Origin of the sequence: Klebsiella sp. GG_Kp146 (assembly GCF_040061975.1) — a bacterium.
Lineage (GTDB): Bacteria > Pseudomonadota > Gammaproteobacteria > Enterobacterales > Enterobacteriaceae > Klebsiella > Klebsiella quasipneumoniae.
In genome coordinates this window covers 64365-83703 of sequence record NZ_JBEAHA010000045.1, presented here as the reverse complement: position 1 = coordinate 83703, position 19339 = coordinate 64365, and the positions used below count along the sequence as shown (strand labels likewise).

General features: G+C 57.1%; 17 protein-coding genes and 1 tRNA gene. 11 read left to right on the top strand and 7 right to left on the bottom strand.

The window, feature by feature from the left end; all coding sequences use genetic code 11:
• The first annotated feature begins 104 nt into the window (after window positions 1-104).
• Window positions 105-180, top strand: a tRNA-Trp gene (locus ABLU95_RS25795).
• A 108-nt stretch (window positions 181-288) separates the two neighbouring features.
• Here the strand turns inward: ABLU95_RS25795 and hdfR are convergent.
• Window positions 289-1110 carry an HTH-type transcriptional regulator HdfR gene (gene hdfR / locus ABLU95_RS25790; protein ID WP_023291542.1) on the bottom strand — a complete coding sequence of 274 codons (822 nt, stop codon included), beginning with the start codon at window positions 1108-1110 and terminating at the stop codon, window positions 289-291.
• A gap of 118 nt (window positions 1111-1228) precedes the next feature.
• Here hdfR and ABLU95_RS25785 point away from each other — a divergent pair, with 118 nt between their 5' ends.
• Window positions 1229-1567: a DUF413 domain-containing protein gene (locus ABLU95_RS25785; RefSeq protein WP_004886877.1), complete on the top strand. Its 339-nt coding sequence runs from the start codon at window positions 1229-1231 to the stop codon at window positions 1565-1567.
• A 24-nt stretch (window positions 1568-1591) separates the two neighbouring features.
• Here ABLU95_RS25785 and ABLU95_RS25780 read toward each other — a convergent pair whose 3' ends face one another.
• On the bottom strand, window positions 1592-3112 hold the full coding sequence (locus ABLU95_RS25780; protein WP_032454493.1) for a YifB family Mg chelatase-like AAA ATPase: 1521 nt from the start codon (window positions 3110-3112) through the stop codon (window positions 1592-1594).
• 354 nt (window positions 3113-3466) lie between these two features.
• Here ABLU95_RS25780 and ilvL point away from each other — a divergent pair, with 354 nt between their 5' ends.
• The 6 genes from ilvL (at window position 3467) to ilvA (ending at window position 10010) form a co-directional block, all read left to right on the top strand.
• Complete coding sequence (ilvL, locus tag ABLU95_RS25775) at window positions 3467-3565, top strand: ilv operon leader peptide (protein WP_001311244.1); 99 nt, start codon at window positions 3467-3469, stop codon at window positions 3563-3565.
• Window positions 3566-3705: 140 nt separating this feature from the next.
• Entirely contained in the window at window positions 3706-5352 is a 1647-nt protein-coding gene (ilvG, locus tag ABLU95_RS25770; protein WP_023291544.1) for an acetolactate synthase 2 catalytic subunit, read from the top strand.
• Window positions 5349-5606, top strand: coding sequence for an acetolactate synthase 2 small subunit (gene ilvM / locus ABLU95_RS25765; RefSeq protein WP_004886870.1), 258 nt, complete (start codon window positions 5349-5351; stop codon window positions 5604-5606). Before ilvG ends, ilvM begins: the two co-directional genes overlap by 4 nt.
• Window positions 5607-5622: 16 nt before the next feature.
• Window positions 5623-6552, top strand: coding sequence for a branched-chain-amino-acid transaminase (gene ilvE / locus ABLU95_RS25760; RefSeq protein ID WP_002883171.1), 930 nt, complete (start codon window positions 5623-5625; stop codon window positions 6550-6552).
• Between the two features lie 60 nt (window positions 6553-6612).
• The gene (gene ilvD / locus ABLU95_RS25755) at window positions 6613-8463 is read left to right on the top strand and encodes a dihydroxy-acid dehydratase (protein WP_023291545.1); all 1851 of its coding nucleotides are present in this window, start codon (window positions 6613-6615) and stop codon (window positions 8461-8463) included.
• Between the two features lie 2 nt (window positions 8464-8465).
• Window positions 8466-10010 carry a threonine ammonia-lyase, biosynthetic gene (gene ilvA / locus ABLU95_RS25750; protein WP_017899412.1) on the top strand — a complete coding sequence of 515 codons (1545 nt, stop codon included), beginning with the start codon at window positions 8466-8468 and terminating at the stop codon, window positions 10008-10010.
• Here the strand turns inward: ilvA and ilvY are convergent.
• Window positions 10007-10897, bottom strand: coding sequence for an HTH-type transcriptional activator IlvY (gene ilvY, locus ABLU95_RS25745; protein WP_012543253.1), 891 nt, complete (start codon window positions 10895-10897; stop codon window positions 10007-10009). The genes ilvA and ilvY overlap by 4 nt on opposite strands.
• Window positions 10898-11049: 152 nt before the next feature.
• Here ilvY and ilvC point away from each other — a divergent pair, with 152 nt between their 5' ends.
• Window positions 11050-12525 carry a ketol-acid reductoisomerase gene (ilvC, locus tag ABLU95_RS25740; RefSeq protein ID WP_023291546.1) on the top strand — a complete coding sequence of 492 codons (1476 nt, stop codon included), beginning with the start codon at window positions 11050-11052 and terminating at the stop codon, window positions 12523-12525.
• 203 nt (window positions 12526-12728) lie between these two features.
• Here ilvC and ppiC (ABLU95_RS25735) read toward each other — a convergent pair whose 3' ends face one another.
• Both ppiC (ABLU95_RS25735) and ppiC (ABLU95_RS25730) read right to left on the bottom strand, forming a co-directional pair.
• Window positions 12729-13010, bottom strand: coding sequence for a peptidylprolyl isomerase PpiC (gene ppiC, locus ABLU95_RS25735; protein ID WP_004886861.1), 282 nt, complete (start codon window positions 13008-13010; stop codon window positions 12729-12731).
• A 50-nt stretch (window positions 13011-13060) separates the two neighbouring features.
• Window positions 13061-13342: a peptidylprolyl isomerase PpiC gene (gene ppiC / locus ABLU95_RS25730; RefSeq protein WP_032454495.1), complete on the bottom strand. Its 282-nt coding sequence runs from the start codon at window positions 13340-13342 to the stop codon at window positions 13061-13063.
• Window positions 13343-13454: 112 nt separating this feature from the next.
• Between ppiC (ABLU95_RS25730) and rep the strand changes: the two genes are divergently transcribed.
• The gene (gene rep / locus ABLU95_RS25725) at window positions 13455-15479 is read left to right on the top strand and encodes a DNA helicase Rep (protein WP_004886858.1); all 2025 of its coding nucleotides are present in this window, start codon (window positions 13455-13457) and stop codon (window positions 15477-15479) included.
• 51 nt (window positions 15480-15530) lie between these two features.
• Here the strand turns inward: rep and gppA are convergent, their stop codons facing one another.
• A complete protein-coding gene (gene gppA / locus ABLU95_RS25720; protein WP_023291549.1) occupies window positions 15531-17021 on the bottom strand; it encodes a guanosine-5'-triphosphate,3'-diphosphate diphosphatase in 1491 nt (496 codons plus the stop codon).
• Window positions 17022-17138: 117 nt separating this feature from the next.
• Complete coding sequence (rhlB, locus tag ABLU95_RS25715; RefSeq protein ID WP_023291550.1) at window positions 17139-18404, bottom strand: ATP-dependent RNA helicase RhlB; 1266 nt, start codon at window positions 18402-18404, stop codon at window positions 17139-17141.
• Window positions 18405-18746: 342 nt separating this feature from the next.
• On the opposite strand from rhlB, the gene trxA reads away from it, so the two are divergent.
• Window positions 18747-19076: a thioredoxin TrxA gene (trxA, locus tag ABLU95_RS25710; RefSeq protein WP_002883224.1), complete on the top strand. Its 330-nt coding sequence runs from the start codon at window positions 18747-18749 to the stop codon at window positions 19074-19076.
• Window positions 19077-19339: the final 263 nt, after the last annotated feature.

Sequence of the window (19339 nt, the reverse complement as noted above, 5' to 3'; positions counted from 1 at the left end):
ACCTGCCTGTCACGCAGGGGGTCGCGGGTTCGAGTCCCGTCCGTTCCGCCACTTATTTAACATTAAGCCTGCTCAGATAGCAGGCTTAGTGGTAAGAAAAATTTAGGGGCGTAGTTCAATTGGTAGAGCACCGGTCTCCAAAACCGGGTGTTGGGAGTTCGAGTCTCTCCGCCCCTGCCATTTATAAGAATCCTTTGCTCAGGCAAAGGATTTTTTTTATCTCTACTCTCCATCTGCAATATCCCTGTTCAAAATACCTTGCTTCTCTCCGTCCATGGAGAGTACCGCTTATTCCAGGATAGGGCTTTTCAGGATCTCGTGGATCTGCGCCTGCTTATCGCTATTTTGTAACCAGATCGCATAGAGTGGGCGGGAAAGCGTAGCGCTGTCCATGACCGTATGTAACCCATGCTTCTCTTTGGCCCAGCGAACAGGTAGCCAACAGCAGCCGTTCAGGCGTGATAATTGCTGGTAGATCAATTCAGCTGAAGAGGTCGTGAGCAGCGGAACATCATCGCTTCCTATCAGACCCACTTCGTTTTGCTGAAAATCAGGCCCCCATTCAAGGCGCAAGTAATTCAATTCATTTCTGTTTTTTGCAGGCGATGCGCAATACAAGGCAAGGGTAAAATTACCCAACAGCTGGCTGCTTAATTCATCCATCTTCGGCGATTCGGTGGTGATCAGCAGATCCAACTGGCGTTCATGAAGCTGTTTAACCAGCGACTGCCGCTGTGCGATACGCGCTTCAAACTGGAGATTGTAAGGTGCGCTGTAGAGGGTGCCGAGCCAGCCGTTAAGCATGCATTCCCACAGCGAGGCGCTGGCTCCGATGGAGAATTCATTATGTCGCGAAGAGTGTGCGACCTCCTTGCGCGCAGCCTGCCAGGTATTCATTAACGTTTCGGCGTAAGGCAGGAGCTTTTCTCCGGCCGTCGTCAGGCGAATGTTATTACGATGTCGGGTGAACAGGTTCACACCAAGTTGATTTTCCAGCTGACGAATACGAAAGCTGACCGCTGACTGCGTCAGGTAAAGCGCCTCTGCTGCTCGCCCAAAGTGACGAGTTCTGCTCACTTCCAGGAAAGTCTTGAGCAATTCCGTATCCACACCGTTCTCCACAAAATTATTTGTCGTGATGATTTAAATGTTTTGTTTGACGCTCTGTCAAGCGTAACTAATACTCCGCGCCATAAATAGCTCGGCCAAAGAATCAGGAGCGTGTAGGATGGCGGAAAGCTTTACGACGACTAATCGTTTTTTCGACAATAAAAATTATCCACGCGGGTTCTCCCGTCACGGTGATTTCACCATCAAAGAGGCGCAACTGCTGGAACGTCATGGTTATGCCTTTAACGAACTGGAACTGGGTAAACGCGAACCTGTTACCGATGATGAAAAACAGTTTGTCTCGGTGTGCCGTGGTGAGCGTGAGCCGGTAACGGAAGCAGAACGCGTATGGATTAAGTATATGGCGCGCATCAAGCGGCCGAAGCGTTTCCATACCCTTTCCGGCGGCAAACCGCAGATGGAAGGCGCTGACGATTACACCGAAAGCGATGACTAAGAAAAAAGGGCGTAAGCCCTTTTTTTACGCCATCATTTTCTGCAGATGGTTTAGCATCCGGTCTATCGCCCGATAGCTGAGCGCCTCCTGCAAATGACGGCGTTCAATCTCTTCAGCCTCTGCCAGATCGGCAATGGTTCTCGCCACCTTTAACAGACGCTGCCAGGCTCGAATAGAGAGCCCCAACTGCGTTAGCGTCTGTTCCAGCCAGACAGCGTCCTCCCGCCGTAAGTGGCAGCAGCTCTTCATTTCACGATTCTCAAGATGAGCATTGAGCTTATTTTGCCTGAGCATTTGCCGTTCGCGCGCCGCCAGCACCCGCTGCCGGACCGTTGCGCTAGACTCTTCGCCCTGCGTGCCCTGGCTCAGTATCCCTGGCGGCGGCAGCGGGATCTCTAAGGAGAGATCGAAGCGGTCAAGGAAGGGGCCTGACAGACGTCCCAGATAACGTAATGTCTGCTCAGGCGATGTACGATTATGTTTGCCCTGATAATGCCCTGTCGGGCTTGGGTTCATCGCCGCGATAAGCTGAAAGCGCGCCGGATAGTCAATTTTGGCGCGCGAGCGTGATATGTGGATCTTGCCTGACTCAATGGGTTCGCGCAGCGCATCCAGTACACGCCGCTCAAACTCAGGCAGTTCATCAAGAAACAGCACGCCATTATGGGCCAGGGAAATCTCACCGGGGACCGGTATTGAGCCGCCGCCCACCATCGCTGCCAGCGAGGCGCTATGGTGAGGCGCGCGAAACGGCCTCTGACGCCACCGGGTCTTCGCGGTATGCAGATTGACCAGGCTCTGAATGGCGGTGCTCTCCAGTGCTTCCTGATTGCTTAATGGCGGCAGGAGACCGGGTAGCCGGCTGGCAAGCATGGTTTTCCCGGTGCCGGGCGGGCCTATCAGGAGCAGGTTGTGACCCCCGGCGGCCACAATCTCCAGCGCTCGTTTTCCCTGCTGCTGGCCGATAACATCGCGCAAATCTTCGCCGCGTTCATCAACAATGGGTGCCTCGGCAAGAGGCGGTGAAAGCGATGTCTGCCCCGCGAGAAAAGCGCACACCTCCTGCAGATGGTCGGCGACCAGGCAATCGCTGCCGCCGATCAGGCCGACCTCAGCCGCATTATCAGCGGAGACGACGATACGCCGGCCGGCTTTGATGGCCTCCATTGCGCTGGGGATCGCCCCTGGAACGCCACGTAACCCACCTGTGAGGGCGAGTTCGCCCACAAACTCATAGTGATTCAGTCGCGTCGTATTGAGCTGCTCTGAGGCGACGAGAAGCGCGAGAGCGATAGGCAGATCGTATCGTCCGCCCTCTTTAGGTAGATCCGCTGGCGCCAGGTTAATGGTTATTTTCTTCGCAGGGAAAGCGTAGCCGCTGTTGATCAGGGCGCTACGGACCCGGTCACGGGCCTCTTTCACGGTAGTCTCCGGCAGTCCGACCATAGTCAGGCCGGGCAGACCGTTGCTGAGATGAACCTCGACAGTAATCAATGGCGCTTCGATACCGAGCGCCGCGCGAGTATAGACGATGGCGAGCGACATAAAACCTCCTGTACCAGGCAGGATTATGGCTGACCTGTGGTAAAACGGGAGCGGTAATAGTGAGAATTTAGGACCATAAATCCATACTTTTCGCGCTATATCGTTACATTTAGCCGAAAATGGAATTTCGCTCGCAAAAGAGAGTGGCGTGGGAAAGGCACGCGCAAAAGCGCGCGTCAGGCGAGAGAAAACTGAATTTTTTTCATTTCTCATTTTTTTCATATAAAACAATTATTTTTGTCGAAACTGTTAGGCTGCTCAGCAACGGAGATATAAAAAAATCTTGTGTTTTATGTGATGTCTGTGGTACCTCTTTAGGTATTCCTTCGAACAAGAAGCCAGAAAGTACAGAAAATGACAGCCCTTCTACGAGTGATTAGCCTGGTCGTGATTAGCGTGGTGGTGATTATTATCCCACCGTGCGGGGCTGCACTTGGACGAGGAAAGGCTTAAGAATCAAGCCTTAACGAACTAAGACCCCCGCACCGAAAGGTCCGGGGGTTTTTTTATAACTGAAATAACCTAAGCGAGGAGCAGATGATGACTTTTAGCATAAAATTCTGTTTCTCCCGATTTATGGCGGGGAACTAACTATGAATGGCGCGCAGTGGGTGGTACATGCTTTGCGGACACAGGGGGTCGACACCGTTTTTGGCTATCCGGGTGGCGCAATTATGCCGGTTTACGATGCACTGTATGACGGCGGCGTGGAGCACCTGCTGTGCCGGCATGAGCAAGGGGCAGCCATGGCGGCCATTGGTTATGCGCGAGCAACCGGTAAAACCGGAGTGTGTATCGCCACCTCCGGCCCGGGCGCGACCAATCTGATCACCGGCCTGGCGGACGCTTTGCTTGACTCCATCCCCATTGTCGCCATCACCGGCCAGGTGGCCGCGCCCTTCATCGGCACGGATGCGTTTCAGGAAGTAGACGTTCTCGGTTTGTCACTGGCCTGTACTAAGCACAGTTTCCTCGTGCAGTCTCTGGACGAGCTGCCGCGGGTCATTGCTGAAGCTTTCCAGGTGGCAAACTCAGGCCGTCCAGGCCCGGTGCTGGTTGATATCCCTAAGGATATTCAGATGGCGCAGGGCGATCTCGATCCCCATTTCTCTACGGTCGCCGATGAGATGGCATTTCCGCAGGCGGAAGTGGCTCAGGCTCTGCAGATGCTGGCCCAATCGCAGCAACCGATGCTGTATGTTGGCGGCGGGGTCGGCATGGCGCAGGCGGTACCGGCGCTGCGTGAATTCCTCGCCGTAACCCGGATGCCGGCGACCTGCACTCTGAAAGGGCTGGGCGTGGTGGACGCCGATTACCCGTATTATCTCGGCATGCTGGGAATGCACGGCACCAAGGCGGCCAACCTGGCGGTACAGGAGTGCGATCTGCTGATCGCCGTCGGCGCGCGCTTTGACGATCGCGTGACCGGCAAGCTCAATACCTTCGCGCCGCATGCCAAAGTGATCCATATGGACATCGATCCGGCGGAGCTGAACAAGCTGCGCCAGGCGCACATCGGTCTGACCGGCGACCTGAACCGCTTGCTGCCGGCGCTGCAGCAGCCGTTAGCTATCGATGGCTGGCGCGAGCGGAGTGCCGCGCTGCGTGCCGATCACGCGTGGCGTTACGATCATCCCGGTGAGGCAATCTACGCGCCGCTGTTGCTGAAACAGCTTTCCGACCGCAAGCCGGCGGACAGCGTGGTGACAACCGACGTTGGCCAGCATCAGATGTGGTCGGCTCAGCATATGACCTATACCCGCCCGGAAAACTTCATCACCTCCAGCGGCTTAGGCACCATGGGCTTTGGCCTGCCGGCCGCCGTTGGCGCCCAGGTGGCGCGCCCTAACGATACAGTGATCTGTATCTCCGGTGACGGCTCCTTCATGATGAATGTGCAGGAACTGGGCACCGTTAAACGCAAGCAGTTACCGCTGAAGATCGTATTACTCGACAACCAGCGGTTAGGGATGGTTCGACAATGGCAGCAGCTGTTTTTCCAGGAACGTTATAGCGAAACCACTCTGACTGATAACCCTGATTTCCTCACGCTGGCCAGCGCCTTCGGTATTCCTGGCCAACACATCACCCGTAAAGACCAGGTTGAAGCGGCACTCGACACCATGCTTTCGAGCCAGGGGCCATACCTGCTTCATGTCTCAATCGACGAACTTGAGAATGTCTGGCCGTTGGTGCCGCCCGGCGCCAGTAACTCTGAAATGCTGGAGAAATTATCATGATGCAACATCAGGTCGCTTTACAGGCACGTTTCAACCCGGAAACCTTAGAGCGCGTGCTGCGCGTTGTCCGCCACCGTGGTTTCCAAATCTGCGCAATGAACATGGAAACCGCGGCGGACGCACAGAACATAAATATCGAATTGACCGTTGCCAGCCCGCGGCCCGTCGAATTACTGTTTAGTCAATTAAGCAAACTGGTCGACGTTGCCTGCGTCGAGATCCAGCAACCCACATCACAACAAATCCGCGCCTGAGCGCAAAGGAAGAAAAATGACGACGAAAAAAGCTGATTACATCTGGTTCAATGGCGAGATGGTTCCGTGGGGCGAAGCGAAAGTTCATGTGATGTCCCATGCGCTGCACTATGGCACCTCGGTATTCGAAGGCATCCGTTGCTATGACTCGCACAAAGGCCCGGTGGTGTTCCGTCATCGCGAACATATGCAGCGTCTGCATGATTCAGCCAAAATTTATCGTTTCCCGGTCTCCCAGAGCGTCGACGAACTAATGGAAGCCTGCCGCGAAGTCATTCGCACCAATAATCTGACCAGCGCTTATATCCGCCCGCTGGTGTTTGTTGGCGATGTCGGCATGGGGGTAAACCCGCCTCCGGGTTACAACACTGACGTGATCATCGCGGCGTTCCCGTGGGGAGCCTACCTCGGCGCAGAAGCGCTGGAGCAGGGGATCGATGCAATGGTCTCTTCCTGGAATCGCGCGGCGCCGAACACCATCCCGACGGCGGCGAAAGCCGGCGGCAACTATCTCTCCTCGCTGCTGGTTGGCAGCGAAGCGCGTCGCCATGGCTACCAGGAGGGTATCGCCCTCGATGTTAACGGCTATATCTCGGAAGGCGCAGGCGAAAACCTGTTTGAAGTGAAGGACGGCGTGCTGTTCACCCCGCCGTTTACCTCTTCCGCGCTGCCGGGCATTACCCGCGACGCCATCATCAAGCTGGCGAAAGATCTCGGTATTGAAGTCCGCGAGCAGGTATTGTCCCGTGAATCCCTGTACCTGGCGGATGAAGTCTTCATGTCCGGCACCGCGGCGGAAATCACCCCGGTACGCAGCGTGGATGGCATCCAGGTCGGCGCAGGCCGTCGCGGTCCGGTTACCAAACGCATTCAGGAAGCCTTCTTTGGCCTCTTCACCGGTGAAACAGAAGACAAATGGGGCTGGTTGGATCCGGTAAGTAAGTAATTAAAAATGGGACGGCACGCACCGTCCCATTTAATAAACACAGATGGGAGTAAAAAGAGCATGCCTAAGTACCGTTCCGCCACCACCACACATGGCCGCAATATGGCGGGCGCCCGCGCGTTGTGGCGCGCAACCGGGATGACCGATGCCGATTTCGGCAAACCGATTATCGCCGTCGTTAACTCCTTTACCCAGTTTGTTCCCGGGCACGTGCACCTGCGCGATCTCGGCAAACTGGTTGCCGAGCAGATTGAAGCCGCCGGTGGCGTGGCCAAAGAATTCAACACCATCGCAGTGGATGATGGGATCGCCATGGGCCACGGGGGTATGCTCTATTCACTGCCATCCCGCGAGCTGATTGCCGACTCGGTGGAGTACATGGTTAACGCCCACTGTGCGGATGCGATGGTCTGTATCTCCAACTGCGACAAAATCACCCCGGGGATGTTGATGGCTTCCCTGCGCCTGAACATTCCGGTGATCTTTGTGTCCGGCGGCCCAATGGAAGCCGGGAAAACCAAGCTGTCAGATAAAATCATCAAGCTCGACCTGGTGGATGCGATGATCCAGGGGGCGGATCCGAAAGTGTCCGACGAGCAGAGTAATCAGGTGGAACGCTCCGCCTGTCCGACCTGCGGCTCCTGTTCCGGGATGTTTACCGCCAACTCCATGAACTGCCTGACCGAAGCGCTGGGCCTGTCGCAGCCGGGTAACGGCTCTCTGCTGGCGACCCACGCCGATCGTAAGGAGCTGTTCCTTAACGCCGGGAAACGTATCGTTGAGCTGACCAAACGCTATTACGAGCAGGATGACGCTTCCGCGCTGCCGCGCAATATCGCCAGCAAGGCGGCCTTTGAGAACGCCATGACGCTGGATATCGCCATGGGCGGTTCCACCAACACCGTTCTGCACCTGCTGGCGGCGGCGCAGGAAGCTGAAATCGATTTCACCATGAGCGATATCGATAAGCTCTCCCGCAAAGTGCCGCAGCTGTGTAAGGTGGCGCCGAGCACGCAGAAATACCATATGGAAGATGTGCATCGCGCCGGCGGCGTGCTGGGCATTCTGGGCGAGCTGGACCGCGCCGGGCTGCTGAATCGCGAGGTTAAAAACGTCCTCGGCCTGACGCTGCCGCAGACCCTGGAACAGTACGATGTGATGGTGACTCAGGACGATGCGGTGAAAAAGATGTTCCGCGCCGGCCCGGCGGGCATCCGTACCACCCAGGCGTTCTCGCAAGACTGCCGCTGGGATACGCTGGATGACGATCGCGCCGAAGGCTGTATCCGTTCTCTGGAACACGCTTACAGCAAGGACGGCGGCCTGGCGGTGCTGTACGGCAATTTCGCGGAAAACGGTTGTATCGTGAAAACCGCCGGCGTGGACGACAGCATCCTGAAATTTACCGGTCCGGCGAAAGTATATGAGAGCCAGGATGATGCGGTTGAGGCCATCCTCGGCGGCAAAGTCGTTGAAGGCGACGTCGTGGTGATCCGCTACGAAGGGCCGAAAGGCGGGCCGGGGATGCAGGAGATGCTTTACCCCACCAGCTTCCTGAAGTCGATGGGGCTGGGCAAAGCCTGCGCGCTGATCACCGATGGCCGTTTCTCCGGCGGCACCTCAGGGCTCTCTATCGGTCATGTCTCACCGGAAGCGGCGAGCGGCGGCAACATTGCGCTCATTGAAGATGGCGACATGATCGCGATTGATATTCCGAACCGCAGCATCCAGCTGCAGCTGAGCGATGCGGAAATTGCGGCGCGTCGTGAAGCCCAGGAAGCGCGTGGCGACCAGGCGTGGACGCCGAAGCATCGCCAGCGTCAGGTCTCCTTTGCCCTTCGCGCCTACGCCAGCCTGGCGACCAGCGCTGACAAAGGCGCGGTTCGCGATAAATCGAAACTGGGTGGCTAATCATGGCGGATTCACAACCCCTCTCCGGCGCCCCCGAGGGCGCCGAATACCTGAGAGCAGTGCTGCGCGCGCCGGTTTATGAAGCGGTGCAGAAAACGCCGCTGCAAAAAATGGACAAACTCTCTTCTCGCCTGGATAACGTTATTCTGGTGAAGCGCGAAGATCGCCAACCGGTACACAGCTTTAAGCTGCGCGGCGCCTACGCGATGATGTCCAGCCTGACCGCGGAACAGAAATCCCACGGGGTGATCACCGCCTCGGCGGGCAATCATGCCCAGGGCGTGGCGTTCTCCGCATCGCGGCTGGGCGTTAAGGCGCTGATCGTGATGCCGGTAGCGACCGCCGACATCAAAGTGGATGCCGTTCGCGGCTTTGGCGGCGAAGTGTTGCTGCATGGCGCCAATTTTGACGAAGCGAAGGCGAGAGCGATTGAGCTGGCGCAGCAGCAGGGCTTTACCTGGGTGCCGCCGTTCGATCACCCGATGGTCATCGCCGGTCAGGGAACCCTGGCGCTGGAGCTGCTGCAGCAGGATGCCCACATCGACCGCGTGTTCGTCCCGGTGGGCGGCGGCGGCCTGGCGGCAGGCGTGGCGGTGTTGATCAAGCAACTGATGCCGCAGATTAAAGTGATAGCGGTGGAAGCGGAAGATTCGGCCTGCCTGAAGGCGGCGCTGGATGCCGGTCATCCGGTGGATCTGCCGCGTGTCGGCTTGTTTGCCGAAGGCGTGGCGGTCAAACGCATCGGCGATGAAACCTTCCGTCTGTGCCAGGAGTATCTGGACGACATCATCACCGTCGACAGCGACGCTATTTGCGCGGCGATGAAGGATTTGTTCGAAGATGTGCGGGCGGTGGCAGAGCCTTCCGGCGCCCTGGCGCTGGCGGGGATGAAGAAATATGTCGCCCAGCACAATATTCGCGGCGAGCGACTGGCTCACATTCTGTCCGGGGCCAACGTCAACTTCCACGGTCTGCGCTACGTGTCTGAACGCTGCGAGCTCGGGGAACAGCGCGAAGCGCTGCTGGCGGTGACGATCCCGGAAGAGAAAGGCAGCTTTCTGAAGTTTTGCCAGCTGCTGGGGGGGCGTTCGGTGACCGAGTTCAACTACCGCTTTGCCGATGCCAAAGACGCTTGCATCTTTGTGGGGGTGCGTCTGAGTCGTGGGCTGGAGGAGCGGAAAGAGATCCTCCAGTTACTGAACGATGGCGGCTACAGCGTCGTTGACCTTTCCGATGACGAAATGGCCAAGCTCCATGTGCGCTATATGGTTGGCGGCCGACCGTCCAAAGCGCTGCAGGAGCGGCTGTTCAGCTTCGAATTTCCAGAGTCCCCGGGGGCGCTGCTGAAGTTCCTGCACACCCTTGGCACCCACTGGAATATTTCGCTGTTCCACTACCGTAGCCACGGCACCGACTATGGTCGGGTTTTGGCGGCCTTCGAGCTGGGCGAGCACGAGCCGGACTTTGAAACTCGTCTCAATGAGCTGGGCTATGAGTGTCACGATGAGACCCATAACCCGGCATTCCGCTTTTTCCTCGCGGGCTAGTGGTTCGGCAGGATTTTCCAGAAAGCATCAATAAGCGGCTCATGCAGCCGCTTTTTTTGTGCGCAAACGCCGAGCTCGAACGGGGTTTGCTCATCGCTGCGCTCCAGAATCATCACCCTGTTGCGTACCGGCTCCGGACTGTTCTCCAGCACCACCTCCGGCAGCAGCGCCACGCCGCATCCCAGGGCGACCATCGACACCATCGCTTCGTGGCCCCCGACGGTGGCGTAGATCGACGGATTGCTGATTTTATGCCGTCGAAACCACAGCTCGATGCGTCGACGTACCGGCCCCTGATCAGCCATGATAAACGGCACTGTCGACCAGTCCGGACGCTCGACGGTCACCTGGTTGCGCACCGGGCAGGGAAGGGCCGGGGCAATTAACACCACGGCGAGGTTCTCCAGCATCGAAAACGCCACCGACCCTGGCAGGGTCTCCGGTTTACCGGCAATCGCCAGGTCGGCTTCGCCGGTGACCACCTTCTCCATGGCGTCGGCGGCGTCGCCGGTCGACAGCTTGATCTCTACCGAGGGATGCGCGGCGCGAAAGCGGTCGAGGATCGGCGGCAGATGGCTATAGGCGGCGGTGACAGAGCAGAAGATGTGAAGCTCGCCGGAGAGCGAAGGGCCCTGCTGATCGATGGCGTGGCGAAGCTGCTGATACTGCAGTAAAGTCTGCTGGGCAAAGGTGCGTAACTCTTCCCCGGCTTCGGTCAGGGTCACCGTGCGATTATCTCGCACGAACAGCGGCTGGCCGAGGTCCTCTTCCAGGCGCTGGATCTGGCGCGAAAGCGTCGACGGGCTGACGTGCATGGCCCGCGCGCTGCGGCCAAAATGGCGGCTTTCCGCCAGATGCAGAAAGGTTTTCAGATCGCGTAAATCCACGGCGCGTACTCCCCGGTTTTGTATTTCATAAAATGCAACGTGACGTTGTGAATATATCAATTTCCGCAATAAAATTCCTGTCATATAGTAAGTTCATTCTCGCAAAAGCGAACCGAACAATAAGCACGACACAACATCACGGAGTTACAGACATGGCTAACTACTTTAATACACTGAACCTGCGCCAGCAGCTGGCACAGCTGGGCAAATGCCGCTTTATGGCGCGCGACGAATTCGCCGATGGCGCAAGCTACCTTCAGGGTAAAAAAGTGGTCATCGTCGGCTGCGGCGCGCAGGGTCTGAACCAGGGTCTGAACATGCGTGACTCCGGCCTGGATATCTCCTATGCGCTGCGCAAAGAAGCGATCGCCGAGAAGCGCGCCTCCTGGCGTAAAGCGACCGAAAACGGTTTTAAAGTCGGCACTTATGAAGAGCTGATCCCACAGGCGGACCTGGTGGTTAACCTGACCCCGGACAAACAGCACTCTGACGTTGTGCGCTCCGTACAGCCGCTGATGAAAGACGGCGCGGCGCTGGGCTACTCCCACGGCTTCAACATCGTGGAAGTGGGCGAGCAGATCCGTAAAGACATCACCGTGGTGATGGTGGCGCCGAAGTGCCCGGGTACCGAAGTGCGTGAAGAGTACAAACGCGGTTTCGGCGTACCGACGCTTATCGCGGTACACCCGGAAAACGACCCGAAAGGCGAAGGCATGGCCATTGCGAAAGCATGGGCAGCGGCGACCGGCGGCCACCGTGCGGGTGTCCTGGAATCTTCCTTCGTGGCAGAAGTGAAATCTGACCTGATGGGCGAGCAGACCATCCTCTGCGGCATGCTGCAGGCGGGTTCTCTGCTGTGCTTCGACAAGCTGGTGGCGGAAGGTACCGACCCGGCGTATGCAGAAAAACTGATTCAGTTCGGCTGGGAAACCATCACCGAAGCGCTGAAGCAGGGCGGCATCACCCTGATGATGGATCGCCTCTCTAACCCGGCGAAACTGCGCGCTTATGCGCTCTCCGAGCAGCTGAAAGAGATTATGGCGCCGCTGTTCCAGAAACACATGGACGACATCATTTCCGGCGAATTCTCCTCCGGTATGATGGCGGACTGGGCGAACGACGATAAGAAACTGCTGACCTGGCGTGAAGAGACGGGTAAAACCGCGTTCGAAACCGCGCCGCAGTATGAAGGTAAAATCGGCGAGCAGGAGTACTTCGATAAAGGCGTTCTGATGATCGCGATGGTGAAAGCAGGCGTTGAGCTGGCGTTCGAAACCATGGTCGATTCCGGCATCATCGAAGAGTCCGCTTACTACGAATCACTGCACGAGCTGCCGCTGATCGCCAACACCATCGCCCGTAAGCGTCTGTACGAGATGAACGTGGTTATCTCCGATACCGCTGAATATGGTAACTACCTGTTCTCTTACGCTTGCGTACCGCTGCTGAAAGAGTTCATGACCACCCTGCAGACTGGCGACCTGGGTACGGCGATTGCCGAAGGCGCGGTAGACAACGCCCAGCTGCGTGATGTCAACGAAGCCATCCGCAGCCACCAGATCGAGAAAGTGGGTCACAAACTGCGTGGCTATATGACCGATATGAAGCGTATTGCGGTTGCCGGCTAATTCCTCGCCGTCTTTCGACTGGCCGATGCGTTGGCTACGGTACGTACACCCCAGTCACATAGTAATCTATGTTCCTGGGGATGTACTTCCTGGCCGCCTTCCGGCAAGCCGAAATCCATAGAAGAATGAATTTGTTTAGTAGGCCTGATAAGCGAAGCGCCATCAGGCAAAAACCCGGAGATTAAGATCCCCGGGTTTTTTTATTATTTCCGGTACAGGACTTTGATGATGTGGTAGCCGAACTGGGTATGCAGCGGTCCGGTTGGCTCCAGCACCGGGCAGGAGAAGACTACTTTATCGAACGCCGGGACCATCTGGCCCTGGCGGAATTCACCTAAATCACCGCCGCGTTTGCCTGATGGGCAAATAGAGTGTTTCTTTGCCAGCTTACCGAAGTCGGCGCCGTTTTTAATCTGCTCCAGAAGATCCAGAGCCAGTTTCTCTTCTTTAACAAGAATATGCAGTGCTGCTGCTGTTTTTGCCATGATCGTGCCTTGAATAGGTTGAGATAAATCGGGGCGCAATATACCACGCGTCAGCGGCGATAAAGCACCTTAATGATATGGTAGCCAAACTTGGTTTTTACCGGACCGTAGGGCTTGAGAAGCGGGCAGCTAAAGACCGCCTGATCGAATGGGCCGACCATCGCGCCTTGCTGAAACTCGCCCAGGTCGCCGCCGTTGCGCCCCGACGGACATTGGGAATAGCGCTTCGCCAGATGATCGAAGCTGACGCCCCGCTCCAGTTTGGCGAGGATCTCCTGGGCCAGTTTTTCTTCTTTGACCAGGATATGCAGGGCTGCTGCGGTCTTTTTCATGGTTCTGCTCTATGGGTTAATCGCGATTTCTTCACTTTACCATCAGTCGGTAAATCTCGGCTCCGCTTTCTGCTACAATCCCCACCCCGTTCGAAGATTGAGCAAGACTCCCATGCGTTTAAACCCTGGCCAACAACAAGCCGTCGAATTTGTAACCGGACCGTGCCTGGTGCTGGCGGGCGCCGGCTCCGGTAAGACCCGCGTGATCACCAATAAAATCGCCCACTTGATCCGCGGCTGCGGCTATCAGGCGCGCCATATCGCGGCCGTGACCTTTACCAACAAAGCCGCGCGCGAGATGAAAGAGCGCGTTGGGCAAACGCTGGGGCGCAAAGAGGCGCGCGGGCTGATGATTTCCACCTTCCACACCCTGGGGCTGGATATCATCAAGCGGGAATATGCCGCGCTGGGCATGAAGTCTAACTTCTCCTTATTCGACGATACCGACCAGGTGGCGTTGCTCAAGGAGCTGACCGAAGGGTTGATCGAAGATGACAAAGTGGTGCTCCAGCAGTTGATCTCGACGATCTCCAACTGGAAAAACGATCTGAAAACCCCGGCCCAGGCCGCCGCGGGAGCGAAAGGCGAACGGGACCGCATCTTCGCCCACTGCTATGGACTGTACGATGCGCATATGAAGGCCTGCAATGTCCTCGATTTTGACGATCTGATCCTGCTGCCGACGCTGCTGCTGCAGCGCAACGAGGAGGTGCGCGAACGCTGGCAGAATAAGATCCGCTACCTGCTGGTGGATGAGTATCAGGATACCAACACCAGCCAGTATGAGCTGGTGAAGCTGCTGGTGGGCCAGCGGGCGCGTTTTACCGTGGTAGGCGACGATGACCAGTCGATCTACTCGTGGCGCGGCGCGCGGCCACAGAACCTGGTGCTGCTCAGCCAGGACTTCCCGGCGCTGCAGGTTATCAAGCTTGAGCAGAACTATCGCTCCTCCGGGCGTATTCTGAAAGCCGCTAACATTCTGATCGCCAACAACCCGCACGTTTTTGAAAAGCGTCTGTTTTCCGAACTGGGATACGGCGCTGAGCTGAAAGTGCTCTCCGCCAACAATGAAGATCATGAAGCGGAGCGCGTGGCCGGGGAACTGATCGCCCACCACTTTATTAATAAAACCAATTACAAAGACTATGCGATCCTTTATCGCGGCAATCACCAGTCGCGGGTCTTTGAAAAGATGCTGATGCAGAACCGCATCCCGTACAAAATCTCCGGCGGCACGTCGTTCTTCTCGCGCCCGGAAATTAAAGATCTGCTGGCCTATCTGCGCGTGCTGACCAACCCGGACGACGACAGCGCCTTCCTGCGTATCGTCAACACGCCGAAGCGCGAGATCGGCCCCGCGACGCTGCAAAAGCTCGGTGAGTGGGCGATGGGCCGCAACAAAGGATTGTTCACCGCCAGCTTTGATATGGGTCTTAGCCAGACGCTGACCGGGCGCGGCTATGAATCACTCACCCGCTTCACCCACTGGCTGCGCGAGATCCAGCAACTGGCCGAACGCGAGCCGGTCAACGCCGTGCGCGACTTGATCCGCGGGATTGACTACGAATCCTGGTTGTATGAAACCTCGCCCAGCCCGAAAGCCGCGGAAATGCGCATGAAAAACGTCAACCAGCTGTTCACCTGGATGACCGAGATGCTGGAAGGCAGTGAAATCGATGAGCCGATGACCCTGACGCAGGTGGTCACCCGCTTTACGCTGCGCGACATGATGGAGCGCGGCGAATCGGATGAAGAGCTGGATCAGGTGCAGCTGATGACCCTCCATGCCTCAAAAGGGCTGGAGTTCCCGTATGTTTACCTGGTGGGCATGGAGGAGGGATTGCTCCCGCACCAGAGCAGCATTGATGAAGATAACGTCGATGAAGAGCGCCGGTTAGCCTACGTGGGCATCACCCGTGCGCAGAAAGAGCTGACCTTTACGCTCTGTAAGGAGCGCCGGCAGTATGGTGAGGTGGTGCGCCCGGAACCGAGCCGTTTCCTGCTCGAGCTACCCCAGGACGATCTGATTTGGGAGCAGGCGCGCAAAGTGATTACCGCTGAAGAGCGAATGCATAAAGGACAGGCTAACGTGGCGAACATTCGCGCCATGCTGGCAAAAGCTAAAGAGAAAGGATAGCGATAAGCAGGCCGGGTAAGGCGAAGCCGCCGCCCGGCAATGTTCAGCGTATTACTTCACCTCAAGCATCCAGTGCACATAGCTTTGCCACTGGCATTCCTGTTCGATCAGCTCAGCCCCAAGCGGGTGATTATCCAGCCAGTTTTCCGGTAGCGTCAGGGACAGTTTTTCATCATCGGCCACCAGATTGATGGCGGGCAGCAAATCGTCACGCCGCCGGCTGGCAAAGAGGATCGCCAGTCGCAGCAGGCGACAAAGATGTTCGGCAACCCGCGGCGGGACGGCGTTCTGCTGATGAAGCGATGAGAGGTCGATGGCGTTAGTCTGGTTAAGCAGCAGCGTCGCAATCAGCTTCTTCTGCGCTGGGGTAAAGCCGGGCAGGTCGAGATTATTGACCAGATAGGCCGCGTGCTGCGGCGCGCGCTTAAAATCCACGCTCAGGCCAATCTCATGCAACGCACAGGCGCTGAGGAGCAAATCGCGGCTCAGCGGATCCAGTTCCCAGCAGCCGTCCAGCTGGCTGAGCAGGTGGCTGGCAAGACCAGCGACGCGCTGGGCCTGTTCGGTGTCGATCATAAAACGACGCTGAATATTACGCAGAGTGCGGCTGCGGATGTCCTGTTCAACGGAGAGATGCAGCATGCCATACACCAGCCCTTCCCGTAATGCGCCGCCCGCGAGGGTCATACACTGAATATTCAGTTCGCTGAAGATAGCGATAAGGATCGCCAGCCCGCTCGGAAACACCAGCGCTCGCTCAAGGGTTAAGCCTTCGATCTCCAGCTCTTCCAGGCGTCCGCACTGGATGGCGCGCTGTTTAAGCTGCTGGAGTTTGGTCAGGGTGATCCGCTCATCCATCCCCTGCGCCATCATAATTTCCTGCAGAGCCTGAACGGTGCCGGAGGCGCCAACGCACACTTTCCATCCGTGATAGCGCAGCACATCGGCGATGGGCAGTAGCACCTCACGCGCGGCCGCCTCGGCAAGATCGAAATTCTCTTTCGTCAGGCTGCGGTCGGCGAAATAGCGTTCAAGCCAGGTCACACAGCCCATCGACAGGCTAAATAGCGAGGTCGTTTGCGCGCCGGTGCCGGTCACCAGTTCGGTGCTGGCGCCGCCGATATCGACCACCAGACGCTGATCGGCGCCGCCGGTGGTGTGGGCGACACCCTGATAAATCAAGCGCGCTTCTTCTTCACCGCTAATGACCTGTACCGGACTGCCGAGGATCTCCTGCGCTTTCGCCAGAAATTCGCCGGCATTGACGGCAAGACGCAGCGTGGCGGTGGCCACGACGCGGATTTGCGCCGGCGGAATATCCTGCAGGCGTTCGGCAAACAGGCGTAAGCACTGCCAGCCGCGCTCCATCGCTTCTGCGGAGAGCGTGTTGTCGCTATTAAGGCCGGCGGCCAGACGAACTTTGCGCTTAATGCGGCTCAGCGTCTGGATACTGCCAGCCACCTCGCGCACCACCAACATATGGAAACTGTTGGAGCCCAAATCAATGGCGGCATACAGCGAGGTGGAGCTCATGCTCTTCATCGTTCAGAAGGCTCCCTGGTCGACGGGGCGCTTGTGCCCAATCCGTGTAACTGAGCGGGTTGCCGGGGAAACGCGCCCTGGCAGATTCTGAATGATTGAGCGTATAGCATAGAGTTCTTAACCTGAACGACGACGATTGCGCGGTGGACCGCTGCGGCGCGGGCCGTTGCCTGGACGCGCACGGGTCAGGCGCAGCGGCTTAGGCAGGTCGGTCATCAGCGCGTCCGGGTTGTACTTGCTGACCGGAATTGAGTGACCAATATAGGTTTCGATAGCCGGCAGGTTCAGCGCATACTCTTCGCAGGCGAGGCTGATGGAGTGACCGCTGGCGCCAGCGCGACCGGTACGGCCAATGCGGTGAACGTAATCTTCGCAGTCGTCCGGCAGATCGTAGTTAAAGACGTGGGTCACGGCCGGAATGTGCAAGCCACGAGCGGCAACGTCAGTCGCGACCAGAATATCAAGGTCGCCGCGGGTAAATTCTTCGAGAATCCGCAGACGTTTTTTCTGCGCCACGTCGCCGGTCAGCAGACCTACGCGATGGCCGTCGGCGGCGAGATGGCCCCAGATATCTTCACAACGATGCTTGGTATTGGCGAAGACGATGGCGCGATCGGGCCACTCTTCTTCCAGCAGCGTCTGCAGCAGGCGCATTTTTTCTTCGTTGGACGGGTAGAAGAGCTCTTCTTTAATACGGTGGCCCGTTTTCTGTTCCGGCTCGACTTCAACGTACTCGGCGTTGTTCATTTGTTCGAACGCCAGTTCGCGTACGCGATAAGAAAGCGTCGCGGAGAACAGCATGTTCAGACGCTGAGTGGCCGGCGGCATGCGGCGGAACAGCCAGCGGATATCTTTAATAAAGCCGAGATCGTACATGCGATCGGCTTCGTCCAGCACGACGACCTGAATGGCGCCGAGGTTAATGTGGTTTTGCTTCGCGTAATCGATAAGACGACCGGTGGTACCGATCAGAATATCGACGCCGCTTTCCAGCACTTTCAGCTGCTTATCGTAGCCGTCGCCGCCGTAAGCCAGACCCAGCTTCAGACCGGTGGCCTGCGCCAGCGGTTCAGCGTCCGCGTGGATCTGTACCGCCAGTTCACGCGTCGGCGCCATAATCAGCGCGCGCGGCTGGTTAACCTGGCGATCGGCGATAGCCGGGTGAGAGAGAAGATAATGAAACGTCGACGTCAGGAACGCCATCGTTTTACCGGTACCGGTTTGCGCCTGCCCGGCGACATCGCGGCCTTCCAGCGTCAGCGGAAGGGCGAGGGCCTGAATAGGTGTGCAATTATGAAACCCTTTCTTTTCAAGGGCTTCAATGACTGCCGGGTGCAGGGCGAAGTCGGAAAACTTCTGTTCTGTTAAATGTGTTTTGCTCATAGTGTGGTAGAATATCAGCTAACTATTGCATTAAGAAAGCGTATCCGGTGAAATAACGTCAACCTTTCGTTGGCGGTGTACGAAATTATTCAAGGTACGTCTACGGTAACTGAACGAATCCAGGATAGCTTAGACCACTAAGCGAGCCGGGAGCGATAAATCTGCAATATGCAGTGCGCGTTCAGGTGACCCTGGCGTCAAAGGGTGGGTCCATGAGGGATCGCGCCAGTTGGCAGACCAGAGAATTGAGGTATCCTGAAGAATAGCGTGCATAACGTAGCCGCAGCGCGTCGTTGATGGCTACGACACCAACACACCAGGCTTATTCCTGTGGAGTTAAATATGAGCGATAAAATTATTCACCTGACTGACGACAGTTTTGACACGGACGTACTCAAGGCTGACGGGCTGACCCTCGTCGATTTCTGGGCAGAGTGGTGTGGTCCGTGCAAAATGATCGCCCCGATTCTGGATGAGATCGCTGAAGAGTATCAGGGCAAACTGACCGTAGCTAAGCTGAACATCGACCAGAACCCGGGCACCGCGCCGAAGTACGGCATTCGCGGCATCCCAACCCTGCTGCTGTTCAAAAACGGCGAAGTGGCGGCCACCAAAGTCGGCGCACTGTCCAAGGGTCAGCTGAAAGAGTTCCTCGACGCCAACCTGGCGTAAGCGAATTGCTGTTCCGGCGTCCAGATTCCTATTTTTTGCGGAACTCTGGACGCCCGGCTGGAGTCGTGCTAAGTTAATCCACAGACTTCGTTTTAAACATACCTTGTTTGAATCTTGTTTTACCCGAAGCATCCCGCAAAAAACGCGCGTGAAGCTATTAATTCCGGGCTTTTCACTCATTCCGTCTAGTCGTTTCAGTTCTGCGTTCTTTCCTGTGACCAGGCGACGTACAGACACGAGATGAAGGCCGTTAACAGGCATGG